Here is a 22,693-nt window from a genome sequence, read left to right as displayed (position 1 = left end):
CGAGCCGTACGAAGCGAGCCGGGCCGGGATACGGGCCGGGACCCGGCCGAACCGGATCAGACCGCGGAACCGGCCTGCCAGTCGGCCCAGTTGAGGTTCCAGCCGTTGAGGCCGTTGTCGGGCTTGATGGTCTTGTCCGGGGAGTTCTTGACGACGACCACATCGCCGATCAGCGAGTTGTTGTAGAACCACGCCGCCGGCTGGTTCGCGTCGCCCGCGCCCTTCACATCCGCCAGACCCACACAGCCGTGGCTGGTGTTGACGGAGCCGAAGATGGACTTGGCGCCCCAGTAGTTGCCATGGATGAAGGTGCCCGAGGTGGACAGGCGCATGGCGTGCGGCACGTCCTTGATGTCGTACTCGCCCTTGCCGTCGTCGTCCGTGAAGCCGACCGTCGCGCCGTTCATCCGGGTCTCCTTGAACTTCTCGGAGATCACCATCTGTCCGTTGTACGTCGGGTTCTCCGGGGAGCCGGAGGAGATCGGGATGGTCTTGATCGTCTGGCCGTCCCGGGTGACCGTCATCGTCTTGCTCTGGGCGTCGACGGTGCTGACCTGGTTGCGGCCGATCGTGAAGGTGACCGTCTTCTGCTGCACCCCGAAGACGCCCGGGGCGCCCTCGACGCCGTCCAGGTCGAGCTTGAGGGTGACCGTCGAGTTGCCCTCCCAGTACTGCTCGGGGCGGAAGTCGAGCCGCTGCGAGCTGAACCAGTGGCCGACGACCTCCTGGCCGCTGCTGGAGGTGACCGTGATCCCCTCCTGCACGGCCTTCTGGTCGCTGATCGCCTTGTCGAAGTTGATCGAGACGGGCATGCCGACGCCGACCGTGGAGCCGTCCTCGGGGGTGAAGTTCCCGATGAAGCTGTTGGAGGGCGAGACGGTGGTGAAGGACGAGTTCTCATGGGCCGCGCGGCCCTTGGCGTCCTTCGCCGACGCGGTGATCTTGTACGTGGTGGAGCGGTCGAGCTGTCCGTCCGGCTGCCAGCTCGTGGAGTCGTCGGACATCGTGCCGGGGACGTCGGTGCCGTCCGCGGTGGTCATGGTGACTTCGCTGAGGGTGCCCTTGGTGACGGTGACCTTGGCGTCGTTGTTGATACCGACGTTCGTGGCGCCGTTCTTCGGCGAGATGGCTATCTGGGCCTCGGAGGTGTCCTTGGCCGCCGCCTCGTCCACCTGGGCCTGTGACGACGGAGACTTCGTGCTGTCGGCGGATGCGTCGTCCGCGCCCTCACTACATGCCGAAAGCACCAGTACCCCGCCGAGCACCGCGGACGCGACCATGAGGCCCTTGCGCCGCTTGCTGTCCGTCATCACACGCTTCTCCATCATCGCCGCTACCTCTGCCGGTATCCATTAAGAACTGCTGTACCGGTTCGTCCGGTTCCACTTCAACCGAGATGTGGCGCACACCACTCGCCGTACCGTACGAAACCCGCCGTACCGCATGACCCTCCGCACGGCATGGACGAGCCCCGGCCCGTCGGCTGACGCGGACCGGGGCTTACCAGGGTGACACGCTCCAGCGCTAGCCCCGACCAGCTCGGACTTCCTCCTCCTCTTCCTCACGATCCCCGTCGCTGTCCTCGGCGGCGGTGTCGTCATCGTCGTCGTCGGCGCCGGCGCGATCGAGGTTCCATTCCACGGAGTCCGGGTCGTAGTCGATCTGCTCGCTGCTCCACGAGGCCTGGGCGAGCTGGACCCCGGGGACGCTTCTGACCAGGTCGAACGGTTCCACGAGGTACGCGATGGCCTCGGCCTCGTCCTCCCGTACCGCCGACTCGGCGTGGGCGCGCTCGTCGTCGGGCATGAACTCGTCTGCGCCGATACGGCCGAGGGCGGTGGCGCTCAGTTTCTCGGGGTCGTCGACCTCAAGCACCAATTCCACCCGAAGCCGCACATACCGTGATGTTTCTGTAGTGGTCATACGACGGAGGGTAGAGCGCGGAACCCTCTCGACTTTCCCGCGACCCGCTGCTTTCACTAGCATCGGCGCACCCAGCCAATTCGGCGTTGTCACAAGGGGGATCGATTCCGTGTCCGTCGTACGCCGACCGCTGCTGACCGCCGTCGCCGCCGGGGCGCTGCTCTGTGCTCTGTGGTTCGTTCCTTCCGCGAACGCCACGGATGACCGGAGCGCCCCGGCGCAGGTGTCGGAGCGGACCGTGCACAGCCTCTCCTCCGGGGAGTCCGACGAGGACTCCGCGGCCGCGGAAAGCCCGCGGCAGCTCGCCCTCGCCGATCCGGGCGGTGTGGATGCCACGCCGTATCTGTTCGGGGGGTCCGCGATCCTCGGGATCGTCGCCGGGCTCGTCGTGCACTCGGTGCGCAGAGGCAACAGGGCGCTGTAAGGCGCTTCCGTACGAGTCAGTACGAGTACGAGGGGGCCGCCCGGCACAGTCCGGGCGGCCCCCTCCTCGTACCGCGCGACTTCAGGCCAGCGGGCCGGTCACCGCCTCGACCGCCTCGATCAGCGCGCCCTCGCGTACGAAGGCGTCGGCGGCGGCGAGGTCGGGCGCGAGGAAGCGGTCGGGGCCCGGGCCCTGGACCCCCGCGTCGCGCAGGGTGCCGATGGCGGCGAGGGAGGCGGGCGCGGGTGTCAGACCGGCCCTCAGCTCGACGGCGCGCGTCGCCGCGTACAGCTCGACGGCGATGATCCTGGTCAGATGGTCGACGGCGGTACGGAGCTTGCGGGCGGCCGACCAGCCCATGGAGACATGGTCCTCCTGCATCGCGGAGGACGGGATCGAGTCGACCGACGCGGGCACGGCCAGCCGCTTCATCTCGCTGACCAGGGCGGCCTGGGTGTACTGGGCGATCATCAGGCCCGAGTCGACACCGGGGTCCTCGGCGAGGAAGGGCGGCAGGCCGTGCGAGCGGTTCTTGTCGAGGAGCCGGTCCGTACGGCGCTCCGCGATGGAGCCGAGGTCGGCGGCGGCGATCGCCAGGAAGTCCAGGACGTACGCGACGGGGGCGCCGTGGAAGTTCCCGTTCGACTCGACGCGGCCGTCGGGCAGGACGACGGGATTGTCGACCGCGGAGGCCAGTTCGCGTCCGGCGACCACGCTCGCGTACTCCAGGGTGTCCCGGCCCGCGCCGGCGACCTGGGGGGCGCAGCGTACGGAGTAGGCGTCCTGGACGCGCGGGGCCTCGTCCTGCTGGAAGTGCCCGGTGAGCCCGGACCCGGCGAGGACCCGCAGCATATTGGCGGCGCTGACGCCCTGGCCGGGGTGCGGGCGGATGGCGTGCAGCTCGGGGGCGAGGACCTTGGCGGTGCCGAGCAGGGCCTCCAGGCTGAGGGCGGCGGTGATGTCGGCGGAGATGTAGAGGCGGCGCAGATCGTCGATGGCCATGATCAGCATGCCGAGCATGCCGTCGGTGCCGTTGAGCAGCGCGAGCCCTTCCTTCTCGCGCAGCTCGACCGGGGCGATGCCGTGCGCGGCGAGCAGTTCGGCGGCCGGGGCGAGGGTGCCGTCGGGGCCCTCGGCGTCGCCCTCGCCCATGAGCGTCAGGGCGCAGTGCGAGAGCGGCGCGAGGTCGCCGGAGCAGCCGAGGGAGCCGAACTCGTGGACGACGGGGGTGATCCCGGCGTTCAGCACGGCGGCCATGGTGCGGGCGACATCGGGGCGTACGCCCGTACGCCCCGACGCGAGCGTCTTGAGCCGCAGGAACATCAGCGCGCGCACGACCTCCCGCTCGACGCGGGGGCCCATGCCGGCGGCGTGCGACCGCACGATGTTGCGCTGGAGCCGCGCCCGCAGATCCTGCCCGATGTGCCGGGTCGCGAGCGCGCCGAACCCGGTCGAGACGCCGTACACGGGCTCGGGCTTGGCGGCGAGCGCGTCCACAACCTCCCGCGCCTCGGCCATGGCCCGCAGGGCGTCCTGGGAGAGCTCGACGGGGGCGCGGTGGCGGGCGACGGCGATGACATCCGCGGCGGTGGCGCCGACGGTCCCCACCACGACAGTGTGCATATCCATATTCAGAACCCTACGGACTGAATCCGTCCATGTCACGAGAGGGGTGCCGACGGCTGGACCGTGGAGGCCAGGAGGGTCAGTTTGTCCGCGTTCGTTCCCAGGTCCGGGTGGTAGACGACCAGCGTCTGGCCCGTCGTGCCGGCGACAGCCAGCCTCTCCCGGTTCAGGCGCAGGGCACCGACCTGCGGGTGGTCGATGGTCTTGGGGGTGCCCTCGCACGCCTCCACGTCGTGGCGGGCCCACAGCTCGCTGAAGCGGGGGCTGGCGAGGGAGAGTTCGCCGACGAGTTCGATGAACCGGGGGTCGTCCGTATCGGTGCCGACGGACTCGCGGAAGCCGGCGACCATGCCCGTCGCGGCGTCCTCCCAGTCCGGGTAGAGGGCCTGCTCGGCGGGGTCGAGGAACACGTCCCGCAGGCGGTTGCCCCCCGCCGTGAGGCGCGGTGACAGAGCGGTCGCCAAGGCATTGGCGGTCAGGACGTCGAAGTAGCGGCCCTCGACCAGCGCGGGCAGCGGGAGCGCGGCGACGAGCTTGGCGATGCCCGGCGGCACGGTTTCCTTACGGGGACGGCGCCGGGGCCGTCGGGGTTTGGCGGCGCCGAGGCGCAGCAGATACGCCGTCGCGTCGTCGTCGAGCCGCAGCACACGGGCGAGGGACTCAAGGACCTGCACGGAGGGGTTGCGGTCGCGGCCCTGTTCCAGGCGCAGGTAGTAGTCGGCGCTGATACCGGCGAGCATCGCGACCTCTTCCCGGCGCAGGCCCGGCACGCGCCGTACGCCCAGAACGGGGATGCCGACCTGTTCAGGAGTGACGAGCTCACGGCGGGCGCGTACGTAATCGCCGAGCAGGTTCGGTTCGTCGCTCATCTCCGCACTGTAATCCGGGCGACCGCGCGCGAGCCTGGTCCTGTCACCCCCAGGATCGCGGGGGCCCTCGCTCGGCCGGTACGCGGAAGGCAGCCTGATCGGCATGACAACGTATCTGCTGGTACACGGCGCCTGGCACAGCGGACAGTGCTGGGAGCGAGTGGTCCCGCTGCTGGCGTCGGCCGGACACCGGGTGTTCGCGCCGTCGCTGACCGGCCACGGCGACAAGGCGCATCTGCTCGGCCCCGAGGTGGGGCTCGACACGCACGTCGACGACATCGTCGGGCTGATCACCGAGGAAGATCTCACGGACGTGGTCCTTGTGGGACACAGCTATGCCGGGCTGGTCATCTCGTCCGCGGCCAACCGGGTCCCGGACCGGATCGCGCGGCTGGTCTTTCTCGACGCGATGGTCCCGGAGGACGGCGAGAGCGCGGCCGATGTCCAGCCCATCACTCAGGTCCTGATCGACAACGCCACGAAGTCCGGGCCCGGCTGGCGGGTTCCGCCGCTCCCCGAGCTGCCGCCGCCCGCGGGCCTGTTCGGGGTCACCGACCCGGCGGACGTCGCCTGGCTGCGCACGATGCTGTCGGACCAGTCGGTGCGCTGCCTCCAGCAGCCGGTCAGGCTGGACAACCCGGCGGTGCATACGATTCCGCGCGCGCATATCCACTGCGTTGCCGGGATGCCGGAGGGCATTGTCCGCCGGCCCGTCCCGGCGGCAGAGCCCGTGTGGGAACTGCCGACGGGCCACGACTGCATGATCACGATGCCGACAGAAGTCGCCGACCTCCTGCGCAGGCTCGCCTGACCCTGGGCAGCCCCCGGCACCAGGCTGGGCGGTTCCGTCCTCAATCGCCGGACGGGCTGGATTTCGCGCACCCGGCGCCAAAACAAGCCCGTCCGGCGATTGAGGACAATCCGGCCCCGCGTCGCGGTGCCGGCCGGCAAAAACAAGCCCGTCCGGCGATTGAGGACGAACCGGCACCCCGGGCGGGCCCGGGAAAGACATCGCGCCCCGCACGGACGCGGCACCCTACGCACCCGGCCCCGCGTCGCGGAACCTGCGGCGGTCACCGCCCCGCGGCGGCGCGTCCGCCAGTTCCACCACGCGCTCGTCCCGCCCCGCCACCACCGGCACCGCCGACCTCGCCCCCTTCGCCCGGTACTGCGCCGCGTCCGCCAGGCGGAAGAGGCGGCGGGCCGAGCGGACCTCGCCGATCGGGTCGCCCGTCGAGGCGATACCGCACGCCACGCCCTCGCCCAGATTCAGCTCGCCCGCCCGCGCACACAGCTCGTCCGCCACCGCGATCACCTCGTCCGCCGAAGGCCCCACCGCGACCAGGCAGAACTCGTCACCGCCCAGCCGCGCCGCCAGCGCGCCCGGGAGCTTCGCGCCGCAGACCGACAGCACCGTGCCGAACCGTTCCAGCAGACGGTCGCCGACCGCGTGCCCATGGGTGTCGTTGACCCGCTTCAGTCCGTTGAGGTCGCAGACGACGAGGCTGACGACGGCACCCTCACGCCGGTGCCGCGCGACCGCCTCGTCGAGCCGTACGTCCACCGCCCGCCGGTTCGCGAGCCCGGTCAGCGGATCGGTGAAGGCGAGGCGGCGGACCTCTTCGAGCCGCTCGGTCTGCGCGAGCCCGGCCGCGACCACCGACGCGATGACGGTCGCGAAGTCCGCGTCGTCCCGGCCGAACACCGGCGCCCCCCGGGGCCGCGCCACATACAGCTCGCCCCACGCCCGCCCGTGCAGCACGACCGGCGCGACGACACAGCAGCCACGGCCGCGCCTGCGCAGAGCAGCGGCCCGCGGACCGCCGCGACCGGAGCCCGGCCCCGCCCCCGACGCCGTCTCGACCCACGCGCTCGGCCCCGCCCCCACCGCCCAGCGCTCGTGCGGAAACTCCGCGATCTCCGGGAACTCGTGCACGGAATACGTCTCGTCCTCGGGGAACTCCTCCTCCCCCTCCGCCCGCTCCCCCGCGTTCACGAGCACCCTGAGCCGTCCCTGGTCCCGCTCCCACACCGACAGCGCCCCGAAGCTGCCCCCGAGCGCCTCCATCGCGCCCCGCGCGGCGGCCCGCCAGGACGCGGTCTCCGTCGGGGCCGCCGCCATTGCCTGAGAAAGTTCCACTATGGCGCGCAGCCGCCCGTCCACTCCCATTCCCCCAGCTTAGGACGGTATGTGCGGATTTGATCATCTGGAGCGAAGGGCGATGATCACGCGTCTCGCACAGGGTCGCCGGACCACTCCCGGGGCCTCTCCCCGAGCCGCGCCCGGCTCGCCCCCGGCCACCCCCGAGACCCCGCCCCGCTCACTCCCCCGGCCACTCCGGCTTCCGCTTCTCGTTGAACGCGGCGACCCCTTCCGCCCGGTCCCCGGAGAACGCGACCGACCGCCACGCGGCGTCCTCGACCTCCAGTCCGGCCCGCAGATCGAGCCCCTGCCCGAGCCGCAGCGCACGCTTCGCGGCCCGCAGGCCGACCGGCGAGTTCGCGGCGATACGGCCGGCCAGCGCGAGCGCCTCGTCCCGGTCGGCGCCCTCGTCCACCAGCAGGTCGACGAGGCCCAGCCGTTCGGCCTCCTCGGCCGCCACCCGCCGTGCCGTATAGACGAGTTCGGCGGCCCGCGCGGCCCCGACCCGGCGCGGCAGGAGCTGCGTACCGCCGCCGCCGGGGATCACCCCGACCGACACCTCGGGCAGCGCCAGCACCGCCGTACGGTCCGCGACGATCAGATCGCAGGCGAGCGCCAGCTCGAACCCGCCGCCCAGGGCGTAGCCGTGCACCGCCGCGATCACCGGCATCGGCAGATCGAGCACCCCGGTGTACGCGGCCCGCGCGCCCGGCCGCTGGCGCACCAGCTCGGCGTCGGTGAGGGAGTTGCGCTCCTTGAGGTCCGCGCCGACACAGAAGGCCCGCGCGTGGGTGGAGGTCACGACGGCCGCCCGTACATCCCGGTCGGCGGCGAGCGCCGCGCACGCGGCGGCGATGGACGCGGCCATCGCGGTCGAGACGGCGTTCATGGCCTGCGGCCGGTCCAGGACCAGCTCCGCGACATGTCCGCCGGGGCCGTGCCGCCGTACGACGACGAACTCCCCGAACCGCTCCGCGCCTTCGCCCGCGATCTCTTCAGCCTCGCCCATGACCGTACCCTCCCGGTTAACGACGGTTCACCGGAAGCCGATCCTAGAGCCTGCCCAAATCAAAAGACCTACGTACTCCGCCGCCCCAGCAGCCACGGCTCCACCACGCCCAGCCCGCGCACCGGCCGCTGCCACATCGGCTGGAGCGCGAAGCGGTACGAGGGCGGCGCCTGCCCCAGCTTCTCGGCCTCCGCCGCCGTCTCGGCCGCCTGCGCCTCGGACTCCGGGGCCTCGCGCGTACGGATCAGCTCCTCCGCGAACGCGCCGTCGACAAGCACCGTGTCCTTGGGCGCGATCGAGGTGAGCCTGCTGGCCAGGTTCACGGTCGTACCGAAGACATCGCCCATCCTCGTGGTGACCGTCCCGAACGCGATCCCCACCCGCAGCGCCGGCATCGAGTCGTCGTGGGCCATCGTCTCTATGAGCCGCAGCGCGATCTCCGCCGCCGTCCCCGCGTCGTCCGCCGCGTACAGGACCTCGTCGCCCAGGGTCTTGATCAGCCGGCCGCCGTGCGCGGCGACGAGATCGGCGCAGGTCGTCTCGAACGCCTCGACCAGCTCGCCCAGCTCCTCCTCCTCCAGCCGCCGGGTCAGCCGGGTGAACCCGACGAGGTCCGCGAAGCCGACGGCCAGCCGCCGGTCGACCATCTCCTCGTCGTCCGCGGCCTGCACGACCCGTCCGGTGGCGGCGGCGAGCTGGCGCCGCCAGACGTAGACGATGAACTCCTCCAGCTCCGGCAGGAGCAGCTCCACCAGCGGATACGTCACTTCCGTACGCGTCATCCCCGGCTCGGGCGGCTCGGTGAGCCCCTCCAGGAACGAGTCGATCTGCCACTCCGCGAGCCGGGCCGTGGTCTGTCCCGTCGACCTGGCGACCTGGATCGCCATCGGCTCGCTGAGCAGTCCGGCCTCCACCAGGCCCGCGAGCCGCCGCAGCGCCAGCACGTCCGCCTCGGTGAGGGCCTTGGCCTGGCCGATGTCGGCGAAGCCCATGGCGCGCCAGAAACGGGAGGCGAGGTCCATGGAGACCCCGGCGGTACGGGCCGCCTGGAAGGGGGTGTAGCGGCGCTCGGCGCCGAGGATGAGCTGTTCGAGGCGGATGGCGAGGGGGTCGTGCGTCGGCTCGGCCGTGTGGTCGACGACATGGTGGGGGGTCGGGTATCCGGACCGTTCCGACGGGCGCCGCGCGTCCTCGCCGGAAGTCGCGTCGTCGACGGTCACCAGCCGCCTCCTGCCCGTTCCCTGCGCACTGTCCTGCCGATCTGTCGTGGACCGCCTCAACGATACGGCAGGTGTGCCCTGGCTCACGTCCCACCCACCAGCCTATTTATACGTCCGGGAGGCCGCCGGTGTGCCCGGTTCGGGTGGGCCTTTGTCTCCTTCGTACGTGTCCTTGATACGGCTTCCGGGGCCGGGCCGTTCAGTCCGCCCGGTCCGCCCGCCCGGTCCGCCGCGCGTCAGTCCCGCGTCAGTCCGCCGCGCGCAGGTGGACGATGTCGCCCGCGCCGACCGGGTGCCGCTCGCCGTCCGCGGTCCGTACGACCAGCCGGCCGTCGCCGTCCACCGCCACCGCCTCGCCGGCCAGTTCGCCGTCGCCGGGAAGCTGGGCCCGTACCGTACGCCCCAGCGTCGCGCAGCCCGCCGCGTACGCCTCCTGGATCCTGGACAGCGCCGGATCGCCGCCCGCCGCGCGCCACTCCCCGTACCAGTGCTCCAGCGAGCGCAGTACCGCCCGCAGCAGGATGTCCCGGTCCAGGGACGCGGCGCCCGCGAGGGCCAGGGAACCGGCCGTCGGTACGGGCAGTTCCGCCTCCCGCAGCGAGACATTGAGGCCGATGCCCACGACGATCGCGTCCTCGCCCACGCGCTCGGCGAGGATCCCGCCCGCCTTGCGCTCCTCGCCGGCGACGGTCACCAGCAGGTCGTTGGGCCATTTGAGGGCCGTGTCCACGCCCGCCGCCCGCGCCAGGCCGGTCGCCACGGCCACTCCGGTGAGCAGCGGCAGCCAGCCGTACCGTCCGACCGGCACGTCGGGGCCCGGCTTGAGCAGTACGGAGAAGAAGAGCCCGGAGCGCGCGGGCGCCGTCCACCGCCGGTCCAGCCGCCCCCGCCCGGCGGTCTGCTCCTCGGCGACCAGCACCGCGCCCTCCTCGGCGCGGCCGGCCCCGGCCCGCAGCGCGAGATCGGAGTTGGTGGAGCCGGTCTCGGTGACCACGTCCACCGAGGTCCACAGGGTGCCTGGCCTGACCAGCGCCCGGCGCAGCGCGGTAGCGTCGAGAGGGGGACGGTCCAGGTCGGACCAGCGGCTCACGGGGGTGTGGGAGTCGTTCATGCAAGCCACCCTAGGTGTGGGGAACACCGCACTGCCGAACGGTATCGGCGCCGATACGCTACGGATCAGTAGCAGCCCGGGACCGCACCCGGAACAACCGCATCCGTGACCCCGCAGGGAGCCGCATCCCGATGTCCGAGCCGGAAAACGCCCCCGGAACCGCCGCCGGAACGCCCGCGGAGACCTCCCCCGGATCCCCAGAAGGGGCCGCCGCCGGGTCCGCCGCCCACACCACCGCGGACCGGATCGCGGATCTCCGGCGCCGTATCGAGGAGGCCACGCACGCCGGTTCGGCCCGCGCGGTGGAGAAGCAGCACGCCAAGGGCAAGCTGACCGCGCGCGAGCGGATCGGGCTGCTGATGGACGAGGGGTCCTTCGTCGAACTCGACGAGTTCGCCCGCCACCGCTCCACGGCCTTCGGCATCGAGAAGAACCGCCCGTACGGAGACGGTGTGATCACCGGGTACGGCACGGTCGACGGGCGCCCGGTCTGTGTCTACTCGCAGGACTTCACCATCTTCGGCGGCTCGCTGGGCGAGGTGTACGGCGAGAAGATCGTCAAGGTCATGGACTTCGCCCTGAAGACCGGCTGCCCGATCGTCGGCATCAACGACGGCGGCGGCGCGCGGATCCAGGAGGGGGTGGCCGCGCTCGGGCTGTTCGCCGAGATCTTCCGCCGCAATGTGCACGCCTCGGGTGTGGTGCCGCAGATCAGCCTGATCGTCGGCCCCTGCGCGGGCGGCGCGGTCTACTCCCCGGCGATCACCGACTTCACGGTGATGGTCGACCAGACCTCGCACATGTTCATCACGGGCCCCGATGTGATCAAGACGGTGACCGGCGAGGACGTGGGCTTCGAGGAGCTGGGCGGCGCCCGTACGCACAACACCACGTCCGGGGTCGCGCACCATATGGCGGGCGACGAGAAGGACGCGATCGAGTACGTCAAGTCCCTGCTCTCGTACCTCCCTTCGAACAATCTCTCCGAGCCGCCCGCCTTCCCCGAGCCGGCCGACCTCACGACCACCGACGACGACCGCGATCTCGATGTCCTGATCCCGGACTCCGCGAACCAGCCGTACGACATGCACACGGCCATCGAGCGGGTGCTGGACGACGGTGAGTTCCTGGAGACCCAGGCGCTGTTCGCGCCGAACATCATCACCGGCTTCGGCCGGGTCGAGGGGTTCCCGGTCGGCGTGGTCGCCAACCAGCCGCTGCAGTTCGCGGGCTGTCTGGACATCAACGCCTCGGAGAAGGCGGCGCGTTTCGTCCGTACCTGCGACGCCTTCAACGTCCCGGTGCTGACCTTCGTGGACGTGCCGGGCTTCCTGCCGGGCGTGGACCAGGAGTACGGCGGCATCATCCGGCGCGGCGCCAAGCTGATCTACGCGTACGCCGAGGCCACGGTCCCGCTGATCACGGTGATCACTCGCAAGGCCTTCGGCGGCGCGTACGACGTCATGGGGTCGAAGCACCTGGGCGCCGATCTCAATGTGGCCTGGCCGACCGCGCAGATCGCGGTGATGGGCGCACAGGGTGCGGTGAACATCCTGCACCGCCGTACGATCGCCGCGGCCGGCGACGAGGAGGCGCAGGAGGCGGCGCGCGCCGGGCTGATCAGGGAGTACGAGGACGCGCTGCTCAACCCGTACGTTGCGGCGGAGCGCGGCTATGTCGACGCGGTGATCATGCCGTCGGACACCCGGGCGCATATCGTGAAGGGGCTGCGGCAGTTGCGTACGAAGCGGGAGAGCCTGCCTCCGAAGAAGCACGGGAACATTCCGCTGTAGGAGGCCGAGAGGCCTCTTCAGGAAGGGAGCCGCACATGATCAAGGTTGTGGTACGGGGGAACCCCACGCGGGAGGAGCTGGCCGCCGCACTGGCAGTGGTCCGGGCCCGCGCCGCGGCGGCGAACGCGCCGTCGGAGGCCCCGCCGGAGCCGCCGGCCGAGTGGGCGTCCCCCACCCGTATCGCCCGCCACCGCACCCCGGCCCCGGGACCGAGGGCCTGGGCACGGACGTACTGGCCGGGCTGAAATAAGCCCGTCCGGCGATTGAGGACACAGCACAGCAGCCCGTCCGGCGATTGAGGACACAGCGCAGCAGCCCGTCCGGCGATTGAGGACACCGCACGCACGGGGTCAGGGGTGCTTCAGGAACAGGCCCGCCAGAAGGGCCCCGGCCAGCACCATCGTCGCGTTGACCAGGACCGCCAGCCCGATCCCGGTGAGCAGCGTGCCCGAGGTGACGACCACCGCGGCCATCACCGGCGTGCCCATGGTGATCCCGATCTGCTGGGTCATGGTCGCGAGCCCGGTCGCCGTGCCCTGCTCCTCATCCGGCAGCCCGGAGGTCGCGGTGACCATGAAGCCGACGATCGCCAGCATGTTCCCGACCCCGCCGGCGAACGTCCCGGCGAGCAGCAGCCCCAGCCAGCCCCGGTCGTCACCGAGCGCGAACAGAGAAGCCGTCGCGCCCGCCTGGAGCAGCCCGCCCGCGATCAGCGTGGCGCGGGTGCCGTACCGGCCGATGACGCGCGAGGCCACCACCCCGCCCAGGACCGTACCGGCGCCGAGCACCCCGAAGGACAGCCCGGCGGCGAGCGGTGAGAAGCCGAGGACCTGCTGGAGGTAGAGCGTCATCAGGAAGACCAGCGAGGTCTCGGTGGCGAAGGCGATCAGTCCGGCGAGATTGCCCCAGACGACGGTCCGGCGGCGCAGGATCCGTACGGGTACGAGCGGCGCGGCGGACCGTTTCTCCAGGGCGAGGAACCCGGTCAGGAGTACGGCACCGAGGGCCAGCGGGACGAGTGCGTACGGGCTGCCCCAGCCGTGCTCACCGGCGGCGGTGAGTCCGTACACCAGGGCGAGCAGTCCGCCGGTGACGGTGAGGGCGCCCGGTATGTCCAGCCGGGAGCGCTTCTCGGGGCGGCTCTCCTTCAGTACGGCGGGGGCGATCGCAACAACGGCCAGGGCGACCGGCACATTGATCAGGAAGGCCCAGCGCCAGGAGAGCAGATCGGTCAGTACGCCGCCGAGGACCGCGCCGGTGGTGAACCCCGCGGACATGAGCGCGCCGTTGAGCCCCAGCGCCTTGTCGCGTGCGGGGCCCTCGGGGAACGCGGTGGTCAGCAGCGAGAGTCCGGCCGGGGTGACGGCGGCGGTGGCGAGGCCTTGCGCGGCACGTGCGATCAGCAGGGTCCCGGGGGTCGCCGCGAGCCCGCCCGCCAGGGACGAGACCCCGAGCAGGACCATGCCGCCGAGGAAGATCCGGCGCCGCCCGACGAGATCGGCGACCCGCCCGAAGAGCAGGGTGAAGCCCGCGGCGGCGAGGGCGAAGGCGGTGGCGACCCACTGGAGCCCGGCGAGGGAGAAGCCGAGCCCGTCGCCGATCGCGGGCAGCGCGACATTGAGGATCGAGAAGTCGACCGCGAGCATGAACTGCGCGACCAGGAGCACCACCAGGGTCAGACGGGCCCGCCCGTCCATACGGTGATCTCGCGGCGGGCGGTCTCCCGGCGATTTTCCCGGCGCCGGGGTCGGCACCGCCGGCTCGGCTGTGGTCATGGCTCCGCCCCTCCCCGAAACCCTTAAATGGGCCCCTGGTTCCATTAAGATGTCCATGACGGTAGCAGGACAGGAGCAGCTAATGGAACAGGAGACCCGTTTGAGCAGCGAGCAGCCGACGCCCTCGGGGGCCGCGTCAGCCGTGTCGAGGGCCACGCCGGGGCCCGCTCCGGCCACGCCCGGGACCGTCCGCCCCGGTGGCCGTACCGCCAAGGTCCGGGCCGCGGTCCTGGAGGCGACCCAGGACGCCCTGGCCGAGCAGGGTTTCCACGCGCTGAACATGGACCGGGTCGCGGCGGCGGCGGGCGTGGGCAAAACCACGGTCTACCGGCGCTGGGGTTCGTCGATCGGGCTCATCACCGACCTGCTGCACGACATGGCCGAGCAGTCGCTGCCCGCCGCCGACACCGGGAGCCTCGAAGGTGATCTGCGGGCCAACGCCCTGCTCGTACTGAAGACGCTCACCGACCCGCGGATGGGACCCGTCTTCCAGGCGGTCATCGGGTCCGCCGCCTGCGACGAGGAGTGCGCCGCCGCGCTGAACGGCTTCTACACGACCCGGCTGCGCGAATGGGCCCCGGCTGTGGAGCGGGCCGTCGCGCGCGGCGAGATCCCGGCCGGTACGGACGCGACCGAGGTCCTGCGCGCCGTCTCCGCGCCCCTCTACTACCGCTTCGCCATCAGCCGCGAGCCCCTGACCCCGGCCGACGCGGAGCGGGCCGTGGCGGTGGCCCTCGCGGGCGCGCGCGCCGGCGCGTTCCATGGCTGATCCGCGGACAGGTCCTGGTCCGGGACGGCCCGCCGGGGCGCCGTGGATGAGTACCCGTACTCAGGCGCTCCGGTCCGGGTGGCCGGAGTATCGGCTCCATGCTGTGGTCCGACCCCAAGAACGAGCCGCCCCAGGAACTGCGCGACGCCCAGTCGATGCTGCGCCGCGCGGGCGTGCTGCTCGCGCTGGCCGTGGTGGTGGCGATGATCGTTCTCGGCGTGCACTGACCGGCTTTCACCGAGCCGTACGCAGGCACCTACCATGGCCCGCATGACTGATCAGCGCCGTCGGCTCGTCCTCGCCTCCGCCTCGCCCGCCCGGCTCAATCTGCTCCGGCAGGCGGGGCTCGCGCCCGAGGTGATCGTCAGCGGGGTCGACGAGGACGCGCTCTCCGCGCCGGACGCGGCCGCGCTCGTGCTCGTACTCGCCGAGGCCAAGGCCGCCGCCGTGGCCGCGCGCCCAGAGGCGGCCGGAGCCCTGGTCATCGGCTGCGACTCCCTGCTGGAACTGGACGGCGAGGCGCTCGGCAAGCCCGCCGACGCGGAGGAGGCCACCTCCCGCTGGAAGTCGATGCGCGGGCGCGCCGGGATCCTCCATACCGGCCACTGCGTGATCGACACCGAGACCGGCCGCAGCGCCTCAGCGACAGCCTCGACCACCGTCCGCTTCAGCAGCCCGACGGACGACGAGATCGCCGCGTACGTCGCCTCCGGCGAACCCCTCCGCGTGGCCGGCGCCTTCACCCTGGACGGCCTCTCCGCGCCCTTCGTGGACTCCATCGACGGCGACCACGGCAATGTCATCGGTCTGTCGCTGCCCCTGCTGCGCAGGCTGCTCGCCGAGCACGGCATCACGATCACCGACCTGTGGTCCTGAACCGGCCCCCGGTCCGGAACCGGCCCCGGACCTGAACTCCCGCCGTCGCCACGGCGGTTGGCCTCAGGCCGCCGCCGCGTCCCGCTGCTCGTACGCCACCAGGACCAGGACCAGCATCCCCAGGACCACCATCAGGAACGCGAACGCCGTCCACCCCACCAGCCCCACCGCCAGCGCGCCCAGCACCCCGTGCACCACGGCGCAGCCGATCAGCGCGTACCGCGCCCAGCGACCGGGCGCCCGGTCCCGGACGGCCGTACGCACCACGATCGCCGCGCACAGCACGAGAAACAGCCCGAGGATCCCGCCCAGCACCCAGCTCCCGGCGGACATCGCGTCAGGATCGAGCCCCGCCAGGGACATCCGCTGGTTGTCGACCACCGTGGCGAGCACCCCGTTGACGAACACGATGCCGAGCGCCTCCAGCAGCAGTACGACCGCGGCCACCCAGGCCACCGGTCTCCGCCCCACGGCTCCCCACCTCATTCCCTTGCCCTCTGTTACCGCCAGTACGTACGCCATCGCGCACGCTACTAACGGGTAAACCTTCGGACAAGGGCCCGAACGAAGCCGGCGGAGCATTCCGCCATTCGTAGGGACTCCACAAAGAATCGCGATCCGCCGAGGGGCACTCGGACAGAGAGCTGGACCACATCAGGACGCTACTGTGCGACGGTGGATCGCGGCGTACCGTGGTGTCACAAGGGATTTCGCGACTTGAGCCGGCCTCGAAACACGCTCCGTGTGGGGAAGCTCACGAATGGGGACTGTTCGATGGGGCGTGTCGGCAGTCCCTAAACTCAGCTTGTTTCAAGGAGGGAGCCATCGTGCGCAAGGTGCTCATCGCCAACCGAGGCGAAATCGCTGTCCGCGTCGCCCGTGCCTGCCGGGATGCCGGGATCCAGAGCGTAGCCGTCTACGCCGACCCGGACCGGGACGCCCTGCACGTCCGCGCGGCAGACGAGGCGTTCGCCCTGGGCGGTGACACCCCGGCGGCCAGCTATCTGGACATGGCCAAGGTGCTCCAGGCGGCGAAGGACTCGGGCGCGGACGCGATCCATCCGGGCTACGGATTCCTGTCCGAGAACGCGGAATTCGCCCAGGCCGTCCTGGACGCCGGGCTGACCTGGATCGGCCCGCCGCCGCAGGCCATCCGCGACCTCGGTGACAAGGTCGCCGCCCGCCATATCGCGCAGCGCGCCGGCGCCCCCCTGGTGGCGGGCACCCCCGATCCGGTCTCCGGCTCCGGCGAGGTCGTGGCGTTCGCCGAGGAGCACGGTCTGCCGATCGCCATCAAGGCGGCCTTCGGCGGCGGCGGGCGCGGCCTCAAGGTCGCCCGTACGCTCGAAGAGATCCCCGAACTGTACGAGTCGGCCGTCCGCGAGGCGGTCGCAGCCTTCGGCCGCGGCGAGTGCTTCGTCGAGCGCTATCTGGACAAGCCCCGGCACGTGGAGACCCAGTGCCTGGCCGACAAGCACGGGCATGTGGTGGTCGTCTCCACCCGTGACTGCTCGCTCCAGCGCCGCCACCAGAAGCTCGTCGAGGAGGCCCCGGCGCCGTTCCTCTCCGACGAGCAGAACGCCGAGCTGTACGCGGCGTCCAAGGCGATCCTCAAGGAGGCGGGGTACGTCGGCGCGGGCACGGTCGAGTTCCTCGTCGGCACGGACGGCACGATCTCCTTCCTTGAGGTCAACACCCGTCTCCAGGTGGAGCATCCGGTCACCGAGGAGGTCACCGGGATCGACCTGGTCCGCGAGATGTTCCGGATCGCGGACGGCGAGCCGCTGGGGTACGACGACCCGGCGGTGCGCGGGCACTCCTTCGAGTTCCGTATCAACGGCGAGGACCCGGGCCGCGGCTTCCTGCCCGCCCCCGGTACGGTCACGGCCTTCGCCCCGCCCGCGGGCCCCGGCGTCCGGCTGGACGCGGGCGTCGAGTCCGGCTCGGTCATCGGCCCGGCCTGGGACTCCCTGCTGGCCAAGCTGATCATCACCGGCGCCACCCGTGAGCAGGCGCTCCAGCGGGCGTCGCGGGCGCTGGAGGAGTTCACGGTCGAGGGGATGGCCACGGCGATCCCCTTCCACCGCAAGGTCGTCACCGACCCGGCGTTCACGTCCAACCCGTTCAGCGTCCACACCCGCTGGATGGAGACCGAGTTCGTCAACGACATCCCGGCCTTCGCCGCCCCGGCCGACGCCGAGACCGATGACGAGCCCGGCCGTGAGACGGTTGTGGTCGAGGTCGGCGGCAAGCGGCTGGAGGTCTCCCTGCCCACCAGCCTGGGCATGACCCTGGCCCGGACCGGCCTCGCCGCGGGCGCCAAGCCCAAGCGGCGCGCGGCCAAGAAGTCCGCGTCCGCGGCTTCGGGCGACACCCTGGCCTCCCCGATGCAGGGCACGATCGTGAAGGTCGCGGTGGAGGAGGGCCAGCAGGTCAAGGAGGGCGATCTGGTGGTCGTGCTGGAGGCGATGAAGATGGAACAGCCCCTGAACGCGCACCGCTCGGGCACGATCAAGGGCCTCTCGGCGGAGGTCGGCGCGTCGCTCACGTCGGGCGCGACGATCTGCGAGATCAAGGACTGACCTCCGACGGAGGGCCGCCGGATCCATCCGGCGGCCCAGGCCCTGTCCGGTGGGTCTTCGGGGGCCCGCGACGCCTGGCACGGCACCTCGCTGCGTTGTCGGAGTCGCCCGAGTACATCCAGTACACGGGCGATCCTCCGCCTTGCGATCCACCGCACCAGACGCCGCGGCCTGATCCCCGAAGACCCACCGGACAGGACCTCGCCGTACCCGGTACGGTCCGCGGGCCTGGCATCCTGGACGCCACCGGGTGGGAGGAGGACCGCGAATGGCGACGAGTACGGCGACGAGTACGGCCCAGACACCGCGGCCCATGCGCGCGGACGCGCGCCGCAACTACGAACGGCTGCTGGCCGAGGCGCGTGCGTGCTTCGCGGAGCACGGTACGGACGCCTCGCTGGAGGACATCGCGCGCCGGGCGGGCGTGGGCATCGGCACGCTCTACCGGCACTTCCCCAACCGCCACGCGCTGCTGAACGCGGTCTTCCAGGAGGCCCTGGCCTCGCTGTTGGAACGCTCCCACGAACTCTCCCGGGCCGACCCGCCCTGCGCGTCCCTGGTCGAGTGGCTGCGCGCCCTGATCACGCACGCGGGCGAGTACCGGGGGCTGTCGCGCGCCCTGATGTCGGTCTCGTACGACCAGAGTTCGGCACTGTCGGAGTGCAGCGTGCCGCTACGGGCGGCGGGGGAACGGCTGCTGGTACGGGCGCAGCGGGCGGGGCATGTGCGGGCGGAGGTGTCGATCGACGACCTGATGCAGCTCACGAACGCGATCGCGCTGGCGGCGGAGCAGTCCCCATCGGCCCCGGAGCTCGCGGACCGCCTCCTGAACCTCACCCTGACAGGCCTGAAACCCCACGCGTAGCCCCGCACCGGGCGTCGTCCTCAATCGCCGGACGGGCTTGTTCTTGCCCTGCGGGCAGAAGCCCAACCGAAAGGCGCCCCGCACCGGGGCCACCGGTTCCGTCCTCAATCGCCGGACGGGCTTGGTTTTGCTGGGCGGCGCCTGATGCCGGGCGCCTTGCAGGGCGGGGGCGCCGGTACGTGATCGGGTCTCCGTCGGATGCGGGCCCACATTCAAGCCCGTCCGGCGATTGAGGACGGAACGGTCAGCGCCGGTGCCGGGTGCGCAAAATCAAGCCCGTCCGGCGATTGAGGACGAACCCGTACTCCGGACGGCCCCGGCTATCTGCGGCGGAGGTCTGCCACGCGGGCCGCCCGCTCCGTCGGGTCCGGCGTCAGTGAGGTCGGTGCGCTGCGCAGTTGCGCGCCGGAGCCGCCCGCCGGGCCTCCCTGGGCGCCCCCGTGCGTGCGGCGCTGGCCCGGGACCGGGACGTCCCGGCGCGGCTGGCGGGCCGGAGGCGGCGCGTCGGCCGACGGGCCACCGCCGGAAGACGGCGACCCCGGGCCCGCGCCGACGGAACCCGCGCCCACCCCCGCTCCCGCCACCGCGACCTGCACACCCTGGTCCGCCAGCGCCTGAAGCTCCGTACCCGCCCGATCGTCATGCGCCGGCGGCTCGTCCGTCACCAGCCGGCTGATCAGATCCGTGGGCACCGTCTGGAACATCGTGTCCGTACCGAGCTTCGTGTGGTCGGCCAGCACCACGACCTCCGCCGCCGCCTGCACCAGCGCCCGGTCGACGCTCGCCGACAGCATGTTGGACGTGGAGAGACCGCGCTCGGCCGTCAGCCCGCTCCCCGAGAGGAACGCGCGGGTGACCCGCAGCCCCTGGAGCGACTGCTCCGCCCCGCTGCCGACCAGCGCGTAGTTCGAACCGCGCAGCGTGCCGCCGGTCATGACGACCTCGACCCGGTTGGCATGGGCCAGCGCCTGCGCGACCAGCAGGGAGTTGGTGACAACGGTCAGCCCGGGGATCCGCGCGAGCCGGCGCGCCAGCTCCTGCGTGGTCGTACCGGCGCCGACCACCACGGCCTCGCCCTCTTCGACGAAGCTCGCGGCGAGGTCGGCGATGGCCGTCTTCTCCGCCGTTGCGAGATGGGACTTTTGCGGAAAGCCGGATTCTCGCGTGAATCCGCCCGGCAATACCGCACCGCCGTGCCGGCGGTCGAGGAGTCCTTCCGCCTCCAGCGCCCGCACGTCCCGCCGTACGGTCACTTCGGAGGTCTGGACGACGCGGGCGAGCTCCCGGAGCGACACGGCTCCGTTGGCGCGCACCATTTCGAGGATCAATTGGCGACGTTCTGCAGCGAACACGAAACTGACAGTAACCCCAACGACCGTCTGCTTTCAGCAGTTTGCGCCGAATAACAGAAGTTGTACTCAGACGAGCACACGAAGTGGTATACGCCGACACGAAGGTGATCCACACCGGACAGAACCGCCACCCGGGCCTGGGCGAGAGCCCCGGCAGCACCCCGTACGGGGCCGCCCGGCCCCGCGGGCTCAGCCCTCTTCCGCCGTCTTTCGCGTGTGCAACTGCCGTGCCACCTCGGCGATCGAGCCCGACAGCGACGGATACACGGTGAAGGCGTTGGCGATCTGCTCGACGGTCAGACTGTTGTCGACGGCGAGCGAGATGGGGTGGATCAGCTCGCTCGCGCGCGGGGCGACGACCACCCCGCCGACGACGATGCCCGTACCGGGCCGGGCGAATATCTTGACGAAGCCGTCCCTGACGCCCTGCATCTTGGCGCGCGCGTTCCGCAGCAGCGGCAGCTTGACGACCCGCGCGTCGATCCGGCCGCTGTCGACGTCCGCCTGGCTGTAGCCGACGGTCGCGATCTCGGGGTCGGTGAAGACGTTCGACGAGACGGTCTTGAGGTTGAGCGGCGCGACCGCGTCGCCGAGGAAGTGGTACATCGCGATCCGGCCCTGCATGGCCGCGACCGAGGCGAGCGCGAAGATCCCGGTGACATCCCCGGCGGCGTAGACGCCCGGCGCGGAGGTACGGGAGACCCGGTCGGTCTTGATGTGGCCGGACTCCTTGAGGACGACCCCGGCCTCCTCCAGTCCCATGCCCGCGGTGTTCGGTATCGCGCCGACCGCCATCAGACAGTGCGTACCGGAGATGATCCGCCCGTCGGAGAGGGTGACCTCGACCCGGTCGCCGACCCGCTTGGCGGCCTCGGCGCGGGAGCGGGACATCACGTTCATGCCCCGGCGCCGGAAGACGTCCTCCAGTACGGCGGCGGCGTCCGGGTCCTCGCCGGGCAGCACCCGGTCGCGGGAGGAGACGAGGGTGACGCGCGAGCCCAGGGCCTGGTAAGCACCGGCGAACTCGGCGCCCGTCACACCGGAGCCGACCACGATCAGTTCCTCGGGCAGCTCGTCCAGGTCGTACACCTGCGTCCAGTTGAGGATGCGCTCGCCGTCCGGCCGCGCGTCCGGGATCTCCCGGGGGTGCGCGCCGGTGGCGATCAGCACGGCGTCGGCGGTGAGCGACTCCTCGCTGCCGTCGGCCGCGGTCACGATCACCTGGCGCGAGCCGTCCACGGCCTGCCGCCCGTCGAGCCGGCCACGGCCGCGCATGACGCGCGCGCCCGCCCGGGTGACGGAGGCGGTGATGTCGTGGGACTGGGCGAGCGCGAGCCGCTTCACCCGCCGGTTGACCTTGCCGAGGTCGACGCCGACGACGCGGGCCGACCGCTCCAGCGGAGGCGTGTCGTCCGCGACGATGATGCCCAGCTCCTCGTACGAGGAGTCGAAGGTGGTCATCACCTCGGCCGTGGCGATGAGGGTCTTCGACGGCACGCAGTCGGTGAGCACCGACGCCCCGCCGAGGCCGTCGCAGTCCACGACGGTCACCTCCGCGCCGAGCTGGGCTCCGACCAGGGCCGCCTCATAGCCGCCGGGTCCGCCACCGATGATCACGATCCGGGTCACGAAAAAATCCGCCTCGCGTTGTCAACCCGGCCCGTCTGCCACCCCGGCCGGGGTTCCGGGGGAGCCCCCGGGGGATGCAGTACGTACTCCAGTGTCCCGTACGCTCACCCCAGCTTCCCCCCGGGGCCCTCCATCGGGAAACCCCCGGGCGCCATCCGGGACCCCCCGGGCCGGTGGACCGTCGGCCACGCCCGCACCTCCCGTACCCTCAACCTCATGTCGCTCTACGCCGCGTACGCCGGCAACCTCGACGCGCGGCTGATGACCCGCCGCGCCCCGCATTCCCCGCTGCGCGGCACCGGCTGGCTCAACGGCTGGCGGCTCACCTTCGGCGGCGAGCAGATGGGCTGGGAGGGCGCGCTGGTCACGGTGGTGGAGGCGCCGCGCTCGCAGGTCTTCGTCGCGCTGTACGACATCGCCCCGATGGACGAGGACTCCATGGACCGCTGGGAGGGCGTGGGGCTCGACATATACCGCCGGATGCGGATCCGCGTACACACCCTGGACGGCGAGGAGCCGGCCTGGATGTACGTACTGAACGCGTACGAGGGCGGGCTGCCCTCCGCCCGCTATCTGGGCGAGCTGGCGGACGCGGCGGAATCGGCGGGAGCCCCGCACGACTATGTGATGGAACTGCGCAAGCGCCCCTGCTGAGCCGGCGTCCGGAAGCGATGCGCATCCGGCCGGAAACCGACGGACATACCGGCACGGACCGGACACCCGGCCA

General features: G+C 71.6%; 22 protein-coding genes. 10 read left to right on the top strand and 12 right to left on the bottom strand.

Annotated features, from left to right (window positions below; all coding sequences use genetic code 11):
* Positions 1-56: 56 nt before the first annotated feature.
* A complete protein-coding gene (locus tag ACFU9P_RS06640) occupies positions 57-1,325 on the bottom strand; it encodes an Ig-like domain-containing protein (RefSeq protein WP_376378791.1) in 1,269 nt (422 codons plus the stop codon).
* 199 nt (positions 1,326-1,524) lie between these two features.
* Positions 1,525-1,923: a hypothetical protein gene (locus ACFU9P_RS06635; protein ID WP_376378685.1), complete on the bottom strand. Its 399-nt coding sequence runs from the start codon at positions 1,921-1,923 to the stop codon at positions 1,525-1,527.
* 109 nt (positions 1,924-2,032) lie between these two features.
* On the opposite strand from ACFU9P_RS06635, the gene ACFU9P_RS06630 reads away from it, so the two are divergent.
* Positions 2,033-2,347: a hypothetical protein gene (locus ACFU9P_RS06630; protein WP_376378688.1), complete on the top strand. Its 315-nt coding sequence runs from the start codon at positions 2,033-2,035 to the stop codon at positions 2,345-2,347.
* Between the two features lie 81 nt (positions 2,348-2,428).
* On the opposite strand, the gene hutH is transcribed toward ACFU9P_RS06630, so the two are convergent.
* Together hutH and ACFU9P_RS06620 are read right to left on the bottom strand one after the other, a co-directional pair.
* Positions 2,429-3,976, bottom strand: a complete 1,548-nt coding sequence (hutH, locus tag ACFU9P_RS06625) for a histidine ammonia-lyase (RefSeq protein ID WP_384078057.1) — start codon at positions 3,974-3,976, stop codon at positions 2,429-2,431.
* Positions 3,977-4,008: 32 nt separating this feature from the next.
* Positions 4,009-4,842, bottom strand: a complete 834-nt coding sequence (locus ACFU9P_RS06620; RefSeq protein ID WP_384078056.1) for a helix-turn-helix domain-containing protein — start codon at positions 4,840-4,842, stop codon at positions 4,009-4,011.
* 103 nt (positions 4,843-4,945) lie between these two features.
* Between ACFU9P_RS06620 and ACFU9P_RS06615 the strand changes: the two genes are divergently transcribed.
* Entirely contained in the window at positions 4,946-5,653 is a 708-nt protein-coding gene (locus ACFU9P_RS06615) for an alpha/beta fold hydrolase (protein ID WP_384078055.1), read from the top strand.
* A gap of 225 nt (positions 5,654-5,878) precedes the next feature.
* Here the strand turns inward: ACFU9P_RS06615 and ACFU9P_RS06610 are convergent, their stop codons facing one another.
* From ACFU9P_RS06610 to ACFU9P_RS06595, 4 genes are all read right to left on the bottom strand, one after another.
* Entirely contained in the window at positions 5,879-7,012 is a 1,134-nt protein-coding gene (locus tag ACFU9P_RS06610) for a diguanylate cyclase domain-containing protein (protein ID WP_384078054.1), read from the bottom strand.
* A gap of 151 nt (positions 7,013-7,163) precedes the next feature.
* Positions 7,164-7,994, bottom strand: coding sequence for an enoyl-CoA hydratase/isomerase family protein (locus ACFU9P_RS06605; protein WP_376378702.1), 831 nt, complete (start codon positions 7,992-7,994; stop codon positions 7,164-7,166).
* 68 nt (positions 7,995-8,062) lie between these two features.
* The gene (locus ACFU9P_RS06600; protein ID WP_376378705.1) at positions 8,063-9,214 is read right to left on the bottom strand and encodes an adenylate/guanylate cyclase domain-containing protein; all 1,152 of its coding nucleotides are present in this window, start codon (positions 9,212-9,214) and stop codon (positions 8,063-8,065) included.
* A gap of 247 nt (positions 9,215-9,461) precedes the next feature.
* Positions 9,462-10,325 carry a biotin--[acetyl-CoA-carboxylase] ligase gene (locus ACFU9P_RS06595; protein WP_384078053.1) on the bottom strand — a complete coding sequence of 288 codons (864 nt, stop codon included), beginning with the start codon at positions 10,323-10,325 and terminating at the stop codon, positions 9,462-9,464.
* Positions 10,326-10,456: 131 nt separating this feature from the next.
* Between ACFU9P_RS06595 and ACFU9P_RS06590 the strand changes: the two genes are divergently transcribed.
* The gene (locus ACFU9P_RS06590) at positions 10,457-12,118 is read left to right on the top strand and encodes an acyl-CoA carboxylase subunit beta (RefSeq protein ID WP_384078052.1); all 1,662 of its coding nucleotides are present in this window, start codon (positions 10,457-10,459) and stop codon (positions 12,116-12,118) included.
* A gap of 35 nt (positions 12,119-12,153) precedes the next feature.
* Positions 12,154-12,363: an acyl-CoA carboxylase epsilon subunit gene (locus tag ACFU9P_RS06585; RefSeq protein ID WP_384078051.1), complete on the top strand. Its 210-nt coding sequence runs from the start codon at positions 12,154-12,156 to the stop codon at positions 12,361-12,363.
* A gap of 105 nt (positions 12,364-12,468) precedes the next feature.
* Here the strand turns inward: ACFU9P_RS06585 and ACFU9P_RS06580 are convergent, their stop codons facing one another.
* A complete protein-coding gene (locus ACFU9P_RS06580; RefSeq protein ID WP_384078050.1) occupies positions 12,469-13,893 on the bottom strand; it encodes an MFS transporter in 1,425 nt (474 codons plus the stop codon).
* Between the two features lie 100 nt (positions 13,894-13,993).
* Between ACFU9P_RS06580 and ACFU9P_RS06575 the strand changes: the two genes are divergently transcribed.
* The 3 genes from ACFU9P_RS06575 (at position 13,994) to ACFU9P_RS06565 (ending at position 15,538) form a co-directional block, all read left to right on the top strand.
* Complete coding sequence (locus ACFU9P_RS06575; protein WP_384078049.1) at positions 13,994-14,662, top strand: TetR/AcrR family transcriptional regulator; 669 nt, start codon at positions 13,994-13,996, stop codon at positions 14,660-14,662.
* Between the two features lie 98 nt (positions 14,663-14,760).
* Positions 14,761-14,889 carry a morphogenic membrane protein MmpB gene (mmpB, locus tag ACFU9P_RS06570; RefSeq protein WP_384078048.1) on the top strand — a complete coding sequence of 43 codons (129 nt, stop codon included), beginning with the start codon at positions 14,761-14,763 and terminating at the stop codon, positions 14,887-14,889.
* Between the two features lie 34 nt (positions 14,890-14,923).
* Positions 14,924-15,538, top strand: a complete 615-nt coding sequence (locus tag ACFU9P_RS06565) for a Maf family protein (RefSeq protein WP_384078047.1) — start codon at positions 14,924-14,926, stop codon at positions 15,536-15,538.
* 63 nt (positions 15,539-15,601) lie between these two features.
* Here the strand turns inward: ACFU9P_RS06565 and ACFU9P_RS06560 are convergent, their stop codons facing one another.
* The gene (locus ACFU9P_RS06560; protein ID WP_384078046.1) at positions 15,602-16,024 is read right to left on the bottom strand and encodes a hypothetical protein; all 423 of its coding nucleotides are present in this window, start codon (positions 16,022-16,024) and stop codon (positions 15,602-15,604) included.
* A 341-nt stretch (positions 16,025-16,365) separates the two neighbouring features.
* Here ACFU9P_RS06560 and ACFU9P_RS06555 point away from each other — a divergent pair, with 341 nt between their 5' ends.
* The gene (locus tag ACFU9P_RS06555) at positions 16,366-18,120 is read left to right on the top strand and encodes an acetyl/propionyl/methylcrotonyl-CoA carboxylase subunit alpha (RefSeq protein WP_376378733.1); all 1,755 of its coding nucleotides are present in this window, start codon (positions 16,366-16,368) and stop codon (positions 18,118-18,120) included.
* 268 nt (positions 18,121-18,388) lie between these two features.
* Complete coding sequence (locus tag ACFU9P_RS06550) at positions 18,389-18,985, top strand: TetR/AcrR family transcriptional regulator (RefSeq protein WP_376378736.1); 597 nt, start codon at positions 18,389-18,391, stop codon at positions 18,983-18,985.
* Positions 18,986-19,305: 320 nt separating this feature from the next.
* Here the strand turns inward: ACFU9P_RS06550 and ACFU9P_RS06545 are convergent, their stop codons facing one another.
* Both ACFU9P_RS06545 and ACFU9P_RS06540 read right to left on the bottom strand, forming a co-directional pair.
* Complete coding sequence (locus ACFU9P_RS06545) at positions 19,306-20,301, bottom strand: DeoR/GlpR family DNA-binding transcription regulator (RefSeq protein WP_376378794.1); 996 nt, start codon at positions 20,299-20,301, stop codon at positions 19,306-19,308.
* Positions 20,302-20,526: 225 nt separating this feature from the next.
* Positions 20,527-21,966, bottom strand: a complete 1,440-nt coding sequence (locus tag ACFU9P_RS06540; protein ID WP_376378740.1) for an NAD(P)H-quinone dehydrogenase — start codon at positions 21,964-21,966, stop codon at positions 20,527-20,529.
* A 216-nt stretch (positions 21,967-22,182) separates the two neighbouring features.
* On the opposite strand from ACFU9P_RS06540, the gene ACFU9P_RS06535 reads away from it, so the two are divergent.
* A complete protein-coding gene (locus tag ACFU9P_RS06535; RefSeq protein ID WP_376378743.1) occupies positions 22,183-22,620 on the top strand; it encodes a gamma-glutamylcyclotransferase in 438 nt (145 codons plus the stop codon).
* Positions 22,621-22,693: the final 73 nt, after the last annotated feature.

The organism is Streptomyces sp. NPDC057617, assembly GCF_042800555.1.
Taxonomy (GTDB): Bacteria; Actinomycetota; Actinomycetes; order Streptomycetales; family Streptomycetaceae; genus Streptomyces.
This window is presented reverse-complemented; position numbering and strand designations above follow the sequence as displayed.

Bases quoted from the DNA above. Each gene is read 5' to 3' on its own strand.
- ACFU9P_RS06640 (WP_376378791.1), bottom strand. From the start codon at position 1,325: ATGGAGAAGCGTGTGATGACGGACAGCAAGCGGCGCAAGGGCCTCATG.
- ACFU9P_RS06635 (WP_376378685.1), bottom strand. From the start codon at position 1,923: ATGACCACTACAGAAACATCACGGTATGTGCGGCTTCGGGTGGAATTG.
- hutH (WP_384078057.1), bottom strand. From the start codon at position 3,976: ATGGATATGCACACTGTCGTGGTGGGGACCGTCGGCGCCACCGCCGCG.
- ACFU9P_RS06620 (WP_384078056.1), bottom strand. From the start codon at position 4,842: ATGAGCGACGAACCGAACCTGCTCGGCGATTACGTACGCGCCCGCCGT.
- ACFU9P_RS06615 (WP_384078055.1), top strand. From the start codon at position 4,946: ATGACAACGTATCTGCTGGTACACGGCGCCTGGCACAGCGGACAGTGC.
- ACFU9P_RS06610 (WP_384078054.1), bottom strand. From the start codon at position 7,012: ATGGGAGTGGACGGGCGGCTGCGCGCCATAGTGGAACTTTCTCAGGCA.
- ACFU9P_RS06605 (WP_376378702.1), bottom strand. From the start codon at position 7,994: ATGGGCGAGGCTGAAGAGATCGCGGGCGAAGGCGCGGAGCGGTTCGGG.
- ACFU9P_RS06595 (WP_384078053.1), bottom strand. From the start codon at position 10,325: ATGAACGACTCCCACACCCCCGTGAGCCGCTGGTCCGACCTGGACCGT.
- ACFU9P_RS06590 (WP_384078052.1), top strand. From the start codon at position 10,457: ATGTCCGAGCCGGAAAACGCCCCCGGAACCGCCGCCGGAACGCCCGCG.
- ACFU9P_RS06585 (WP_384078051.1), top strand. From the start codon at position 12,154: ATGATCAAGGTTGTGGTACGGGGGAACCCCACGCGGGAGGAGCTGGCC.
- ACFU9P_RS06580 (WP_384078050.1), bottom strand. From the start codon at position 13,893: ATGACCACAGCCGAGCCGGCGGTGCCGACCCCGGCGCCGGGAAAATCG.
- mmpB (WP_384078048.1), top strand. From the start codon at position 14,761: ATGCTGTGGTCCGACCCCAAGAACGAGCCGCCCCAGGAACTGCGCGAC.
- ACFU9P_RS06565 (WP_384078047.1), top strand. From the start codon at position 14,924: ATGGCCCGCATGACTGATCAGCGCCGTCGGCTCGTCCTCGCCTCCGCC.
- ACFU9P_RS06560 (WP_384078046.1), bottom strand. From the start codon at position 16,024: ATGAGGTGGGGAGCCGTGGGGCGGAGACCGGTGGCCTGGGTGGCCGCG.
- ACFU9P_RS06550 (WP_376378736.1), top strand. From the start codon at position 18,389: ATGGCGACGAGTACGGCGACGAGTACGGCCCAGACACCGCGGCCCATG.
- ACFU9P_RS06545 (WP_376378794.1), bottom strand. From the start codon at position 20,301: ATGGTGCGCGCCAACGGAGCCGTGTCGCTCCGGGAGCTCGCCCGCGTC.
- ACFU9P_RS06535 (WP_376378743.1), top strand. From the start codon at position 22,183: ATGTCGCTCTACGCCGCGTACGCCGGCAACCTCGACGCGCGGCTGATG.